The organism is Methanobrevibacter sp. (assembly GCF_045220775.1).
In the GTDB taxonomy this organism is placed as follows: domain Archaea; phylum Methanobacteriota; class Methanobacteria; order Methanobacteriales; family Methanobacteriaceae; genus Methanocatella.
Map to the genome: position 1 here is coordinate 1 of NZ_JBGUWC010000009.1, position 7,356 is coordinate 7,356.

The 7,356-nt window shown below is 34.0% G+C and carries 1 protein-coding gene and 1 pseudogene; both read right to left on the reverse strand.

The genetic code is table 11. The features are described 5' to 3' along the window. Positions 1-3,288 (reverse strand): annotated as a pseudogene (locus tag ACJROP_RS00280) (hypothetical protein); the annotation flags it as partial. A gap of 1,224 nt (positions 3,289-4,512) precedes the next feature. Beyond that, positions 4,513-7,356, reverse strand: a 2,844-nt coding sequence (locus ACJROP_RS00285) for a hypothetical protein (RefSeq protein WP_406533520.1), incomplete at its 5' end; no start/stop codon positions are given.

Here is a 7,356-nt window from a genome sequence, read left to right on the forward strand (position 1 = left end):
ATTGTTAGCATCATTATTAGTCTTATTAGTCTCATTAGTAGTAGTATCAACATGAACAGTGTTATTCAATTTACCTTCTTTAGTTGCTTTAGTAGTAATAGTCAAAGTTCTAGACTCATTAGCAGGTAAAGCACCAATTGTCCAAGTTAACACTTGACCATTAACTTCAACATTATCATAACTACCTTGCAATTCAAGACCATCATCCAAAGTATCAGTAACGACTACGTCAGTAGCATTGGAAGGACCATTATTAACAACAGTAATTGTCCAGGAAACAGTCTCATTCAAGTTAATAACCTTATCACTAACAGTCTTATTGATTACTAAATCACAAATTGGATGAACAATTACAGTCTTATTAGCAATGTTGTTGGATTCATTCCAATCATGCTCAGTAGAATTAACGGTAACATTGTTTGTGAAAGTTCCGTTAGTTATTGCACGGGAATAAATTTTTAATGTTTCAGTAGTACCATTGGTCATGTTTCCAATTGTCCAGAGGTGAGTTGCATTACTATAATTACCTTTGGTTGCAGTAGCATTAATGAAAGAGAATCCGGACGGTAAAACATCTTTTAAAGTTACGTTTGTAGCATTAGTACCGTTGGCAGCACTGTGAACTTTAATGGTCCAAATTACTATATCGCTAACGTTATACTCGTTTTTATCAGATGTTTTGTTAGGAATCAAATCTACAATAGGAATGACTCTGAATTTGCTGGAGTTAGAAATATACTTATAGTTCCAATCTTCTGGGTGTTCAGCATAGACAGTATAATTACCTGGTTTAATAGGTTTTTTAAGTGTAAGTCTGACTTCCCCAGTAATATTGGTGTAAAGCACACATCCGTTAGGATAACCTTGATCAATGAGTATATTGTTTCCATTTTCATCTAAGATTTTAGTAATGTTTATCTTTTGAACATTCTCACGGTCATCCTGATATGTTACTGTACCATTATGACTTTGTTCCGCACCTTCTACAGGATGTTCTTCCCATCCAGTCCTTACAATATCACCATGACTGTTTTTGTAAGTTACCTCATGGAAGGTTATCTGGTCATTTGATGCAGTATTGTGAATCGCATTAATGATGTTGTCCCCACCAACATGGCAAACTGTAATATTAACGTCACTTTGATTGTAGAAGCTTTCTTCAGGTTTAGGAGTGACAATTAAAAGGTAACTCCAAGCCTGATTTTCATTAAAGTTATCCCAATAAAGCTTGAAGTCATTGCCGCTTGTATAAATCGCAGACCCGTTACGAGCTTTATTGTGGGTGAATGTATTTTCTCCACTTTGAGTATGGTCTCCTTGTACATAAAATGCTCCACCTAAACCGGTAGTAGCGGAAGAGGTATTATCTTGAGGAACAGCAGTATTGTTAGTAAAAGTGTTTTTACTTATATAGGAATTATCCCCTTTGATGAATACTGCTCCACCCTGATTGGATGCATTGTTATGGTCAAACTCAGATTCTTCAATATGGGTACCGCTACCTACAATATAGACAGCACCACCATCAGTAGCCAAGTTGTTTTCAAAAGTAGAGTCGGATACAATATAAGTATTGTCCCCTTTAATGTAAACACCTGCTCCTCCTTCGGTAGCATTGTTGCTGTCAAAATCAGTACCAGATATTGTGGTTCTTTGACCTACAATGTAAACACCAGCACCGTTAGTAGCATTGTTATCTTTAAATATTGAATCATAGATTTTTGTATCGTTACCTAGAACATATACAGTACCGTTTTCACTTGTGTGATTATAAAACTCACAACCGGTAATATTAGTTCTTAAACCAACAATATAAACAGCAGCACCAGCACCGCTGCCCGCAACATTTTCTTTAAAGACTGAATCTATGATTCTGGTATCATTACCGAATACATAGATTGCACCAGCATTACCGGAAGATCCCGGACTTGCAGGAAAAGCAGTACTGTGTGCGGAAACAGTGTTGTTTTCAAAGTAACATCTTATAACACTTATATTGTTACCTTTCGTATTCCTACCGTTGAATGCAGTGTCGTCAATGGTACCATCTTCATTGGTTAAACCACCAACCATGATTGCAGCACCTTGACCACCAGTGTTGTTTATGAAATTACAATCTCTAACAGTTAAATTATCGTGACTTATACCTAAAGCGGCACCATACTCTTCGGATCCTGAACAGTTGATGAAGTTACAGTGGTCAACTATTTCATAGGCAGGAGAAATATGGTCCTGCTGTAGAGAATCTGAAAAGTTAGCGTGAATATATACCGCAAACCATTTAGATGTGACGTTTATGAAATCTGTATAGTATATTTCACTGGCAAGATGTCCACTACCCCATCTTGACTCGTCAGCAATACATATAGCACCACCGTGGTGAGTGGATGAAGTATTTTCAAAACGACAATGATCCATGTAAATACCGAATGCGGCAACCAATTGACCATGCCCATCATCAAATTCATCATATGGGTCTGGTCGACCTTGCCAATCAACGTGTGAAGCTCCAACTTCAGGATCGAAAATATGATGCAGATTAGTGAAATTACAATTAGTTATTGTATATTTTCTATTACTATTTCCATCACCCATTAAACAGATTCCCTGTTCTGCGCATTGAAGATTATTAAATACACAATTGGTAAGACTTCCACCACCGTCAAACCAGAGCATGGAATTCTTAAATTTCATATTTTCAAATCTAACACCATCTAAGTTAGCATTACCAAAGTTCAAAGCATAACCATTACCAGTGAATGTTGCCATTGTAGGGTCACCAGGATAGCTTCCACCATAAATGGTAACTCCATTTACACTTGTAGGTTGCCAATATTGACGAGTAGCCGTACCAGAGATTGTTGCACCATCAAGATAAATTGTATCTCCAGGTTGGGCTGTATTAAAAATCGCATACATAACATCCCAGGCAGTTGCCCAATAATTATTGCTTGAATCAGCATGGATATCCCTACCTAGGATTGGTTCATCATTATTTACCCCCAATACGGGAGCTTTTTCATTATAAGTTAAACAACCATCATCTTCAATTTCATCCGTGTTTTGTGCATCATCTACTAGGTCCGATGCAGAATCTGATGATTGGTCAATTGAATCCAAGTTTATTTCATTTAAACTATTTTCATCAATTACCTCTCCGTCCGAAACGGAAAGCGTATCCCCGTTCGTATCGGTATGTGTTATATCATCATTTGCACTTACAAACGAAGTTGAAAATATTATTAAAAATAGTATTAAAATGAAAAGTAAACTTCGCGTATTCTTCATATAAATTTACCTCACATTTAAAACAAATTTTTATTTGTCTAACATTTTTTTATAATGAAAAGTCTTTATCAAAATAGTGTATAGTTTTTTAATGAAATACAAAATTTTTGAAATTTTTTTTATAATGAAAACTATTTATCAAAAAAATAGAATGAAAAATTTAATGAAATGCCACATAGTAGCAAACTAATGTTAAGTATTTCATACATTATAAACTTATTGATTTCATCCTAAAATCCAAAAAAGACATTATAAAAAAAGCAAAAGATCATTATAAAAATAGCAAAACAAGATAAATAACTATTAATCAGCCATTAAAAAACCATAAGGTATTTAAACGGCTGATGCGAATTAAATCAAATAGTTATTTAAATACTCCGTAATATTCAACCCAAGGACCAAGATTGGTTAAATAATACTGGATAATTATTTTTTAGCTAGGTTTAGTATCCTAGAACTGAAACGCGAATAAATCACGAATAAGACTATTGGTTAAAAGCCTTACATCTCCGAAATTAATCAGAAATGATTTATTTCATTAAATTTCATTTATACTATTTTTCAATAAAATTTTCATTAACACATACATCGATTATATTCTCTACAATCTAACATACGTGTAAGATTAATTTTTTTAATTCAGTAATAAATATTTTACTATTGCATTTTTTTACCGTATTTTATAAAGTTTTTAATGATGATTTCAAAAAGTTAAAAAATATAAAAATGAATTTTTTGATAAAAATTTATTTCCGCAAAATCAACTGCTGATTTTTGAATGAAATTTTAAAAAAAACAAAATCACATTTCAATCAATAGAAAAAAATTGACATATTTTAGATAATATATTATTGAATCATACAAACACATAACAAAATCATGGAATCATTAAATATTATCTTAATTTTTTTCAAGTAGGGCTCCAACTTTTAAATTCACCCATCCTCAAAAAGATGTGATGCAAAACTGATCTGGAATCCGAAGGAATTCCTGAAAACATTAAAATTTACAAAATAGTCATTTTGCTATAATTACATATAGATGGAACAGTTGATATTCAGGTAAAAATGCTTGGTAAAAAAATATACTAAAAAACACGTGTTATGAAAGCAATACTTTTATGGAAAAAATATTCAATTTTAAGAGATTATTCTCATTAAATTTAATCGAAAAATTTCGGCAAAAAATAAAAAATATGGGAAAAATTAATTTCCCATAATGTGTTTAATATTTCCTTCTTAATGATATGCCAACAACTGCAAGCACTGATAAAAGTACCATCACAATCGGATTACCTGTTTCATGCAAATGTGGAGGGTTATAATCTTTCACAACTGTTACAGTTGCATTGTCATAGTTATTAGTCATGTTAGGGTCGTAAGTATCACTTTCAACATACGCTTCATTGACAATAACACCTGTAATCAATGCTTCAGCAACAATGGTAAGGGAAGCCCTTTCGCCCATTTTCATGTCACCAATTGTCCAAATACCTGTCTCAGGATCGTAACTGCCTCTGGATACTTTAAAGCTGATGAGTTTTAAACCATCAGGCAAGACATCATATGCACGAGTGTTTACTGCAGTATCCGGTCCTAAGTTTGAAACAACGATTGTGAATGTAACTTTGTCTCCAACAGTAACTCTCTTATTGTTAACATCTTTAGTAAGTACTAAATCAGCTTCAGGAGGAACTGTAGTTGAATTGTTACATTTGTTGTTTGTCATGTTAGGATCAGGAGTATCGGAACTTACGTTTGCAAAGTTAATAATAGTTCTGTTAGTAACTTTTACAGTTGTCACAATGTTCAGGATTCTGAATTGTCCTACTGGAAGGTCACCTAATTTCCAAATACCTGTTTTATGGTTATAAGCGCCTTTTGAATCATCTGAAACATAAACTATTCCGGCAGGAAGTTTATCTGACACGACTGCATTTTCAGCAGTATCAGGACCATTGTTTTTGACAATGAGAGTCCAGATGACTCTGTCGTTATAATGGGAAACTTTTTGTGATACCAATTTGACAATTTCTAAATCTGCACGTGGAATTGGAGTAATAGTACAGTTTACGGTAATGTTGTTTCCGTAAGGAGGTACAAGAGTTCCATTGTTGACTAAGTCTCCAGCTTTATCAGCCAATATTTTAACAGTGATTACGGCACTGGAATTAGCGGAAATATTGGTAATAGTCCAATAAAGTTTTTGACCATCAGCAACGAATTTAATTAATTTAGCTCCATCTACTTTATACTCGTTCGCATATACTAAACCTTCAGGCAAGCTGTCGATAACGGTTAAATTGTTAGTGTAGTCAATACTACCTGTATTTTCAACTGTTAAGTAATATTCCACAAACTCGTGAGTAAATGGAGTGGTATCGTTAACAGTCTTGTTGATATCAGGATTCTTGTTGACATCTACAGTTGCGTTATCGAAGTTGTTAGTGTAGTTCCACTCTTTTTCCTTACAGGTAACGTTCGCATAATTGGTGTAAGTACCTTTGGCTATTGCACGGGAATAGATGGTTAATGTTTCTTCAGTACCATTGCCCATTGCTCCAATAGTCCAGACACCGTTTGCATAAGTACCTTTGGTTGCAGTGTAGTTGATTAAAGTAAATTGACTTGGCAAGACATCATTCATTTTGACGTTAGTCGCAGCAGAACCATTGAAAGCGTTAGCCACTTTAATAGTCCATACAACAACATCGCCAACGAAGTAAACTCCTTTTTCAGCGGTCTTGACAACGGAAACGTCTACAATAGGCTGAACATCAATAGTACAGTTTACAGTCTTGTTAGAACCGTCAGGATAAACAATTGTCTCATTGTTTGTTAAGTTTCCAACAGCGTTGACTTTAACTTTGACCATTATAATTGCGGTTGAATGAGCTGGAATGTTCTTAATTACCCAACTGATATTATTCTTAGAGTTAACAGTAGTATTGACAACAACATCAGCATTAATAATGTCAATTGTTTCAAGGAACTCTAAACCATCAGGTAACATATCATAGACTGTCACATTCTTAATAAACATGTAGTCAGCATTATTAACAACAGTTAAATTATAAGTGACATTCTCATGATAGAACGGTTTAGTATTATTAACCACCTTAATAGGAGGTGGAAGCAATGAAACGGTTGCAGTTGCATTGTCATAGTTGTTAGTGTAATTCCATTCAGGTTCTTTACAGGTAACATTAGCCTCATTAGTGAAATTACCCTCAGCAGTAGCGCGAGAATAAATGATTAAATTTTTCACTTCACCAGGAGCTAAAGTTCCAATATTCCAAATACCATTTGAATAATCATTACCGGCAGTACTATTAATCAAAGCAAATCCTGTAGGTAAGAGATCTTTCAAAGCAACATTGGTTGCAGTAGTAGCATTAGGAGCATTAGATACAACAATAGTCCAAACAACAGTATCATTCACGAAATGGGTCGCATTATCAACAGTCTTAACAACAGACACATCAACACCTTGAACTTCAATAGTCCAGTTAACAGTTTTGTTATGACCATCAGGATAATTAATAGTTAAATTGTTCTCCTGAATACCAAACTCAGTAGCACGAGCCAAAACAGTAATAACCGCAGTTTTACCCGCAGGAATATTAGTAATCACCCAAGTAATAGTTTTATTATTATTACTTAAAGTAGCATTACGGACCACTTTAGCATTATCAACACTAATAGTATCAATATAATCCACACCATAAGGCAAATCATCAATAAGAGTAATGTTCTTAATATACATTGCATCACCAACGTTAGTAACAGTTAAATAATATTCAACTGTATCGTTACGCAAAGTCACAGTCACATTAGCAGTCTTATTATGATCCGGATTATTTGAAATAACTACAGTAGCATTATCATAGTTATTAGCGTAATTCCATTCAGGTTCAATACAAGTAACATTAGCCTCATTAGTGAAAGTACCATTAGTATCCGCATGAGAATAAATCACTAAAGTTCTTGAAGCACCAGGAGCTAAGGTTCCAATATTCCAAACACCATTTCTGTAAGCATTACCAGCAGTACTATTAATGAAAGTAAA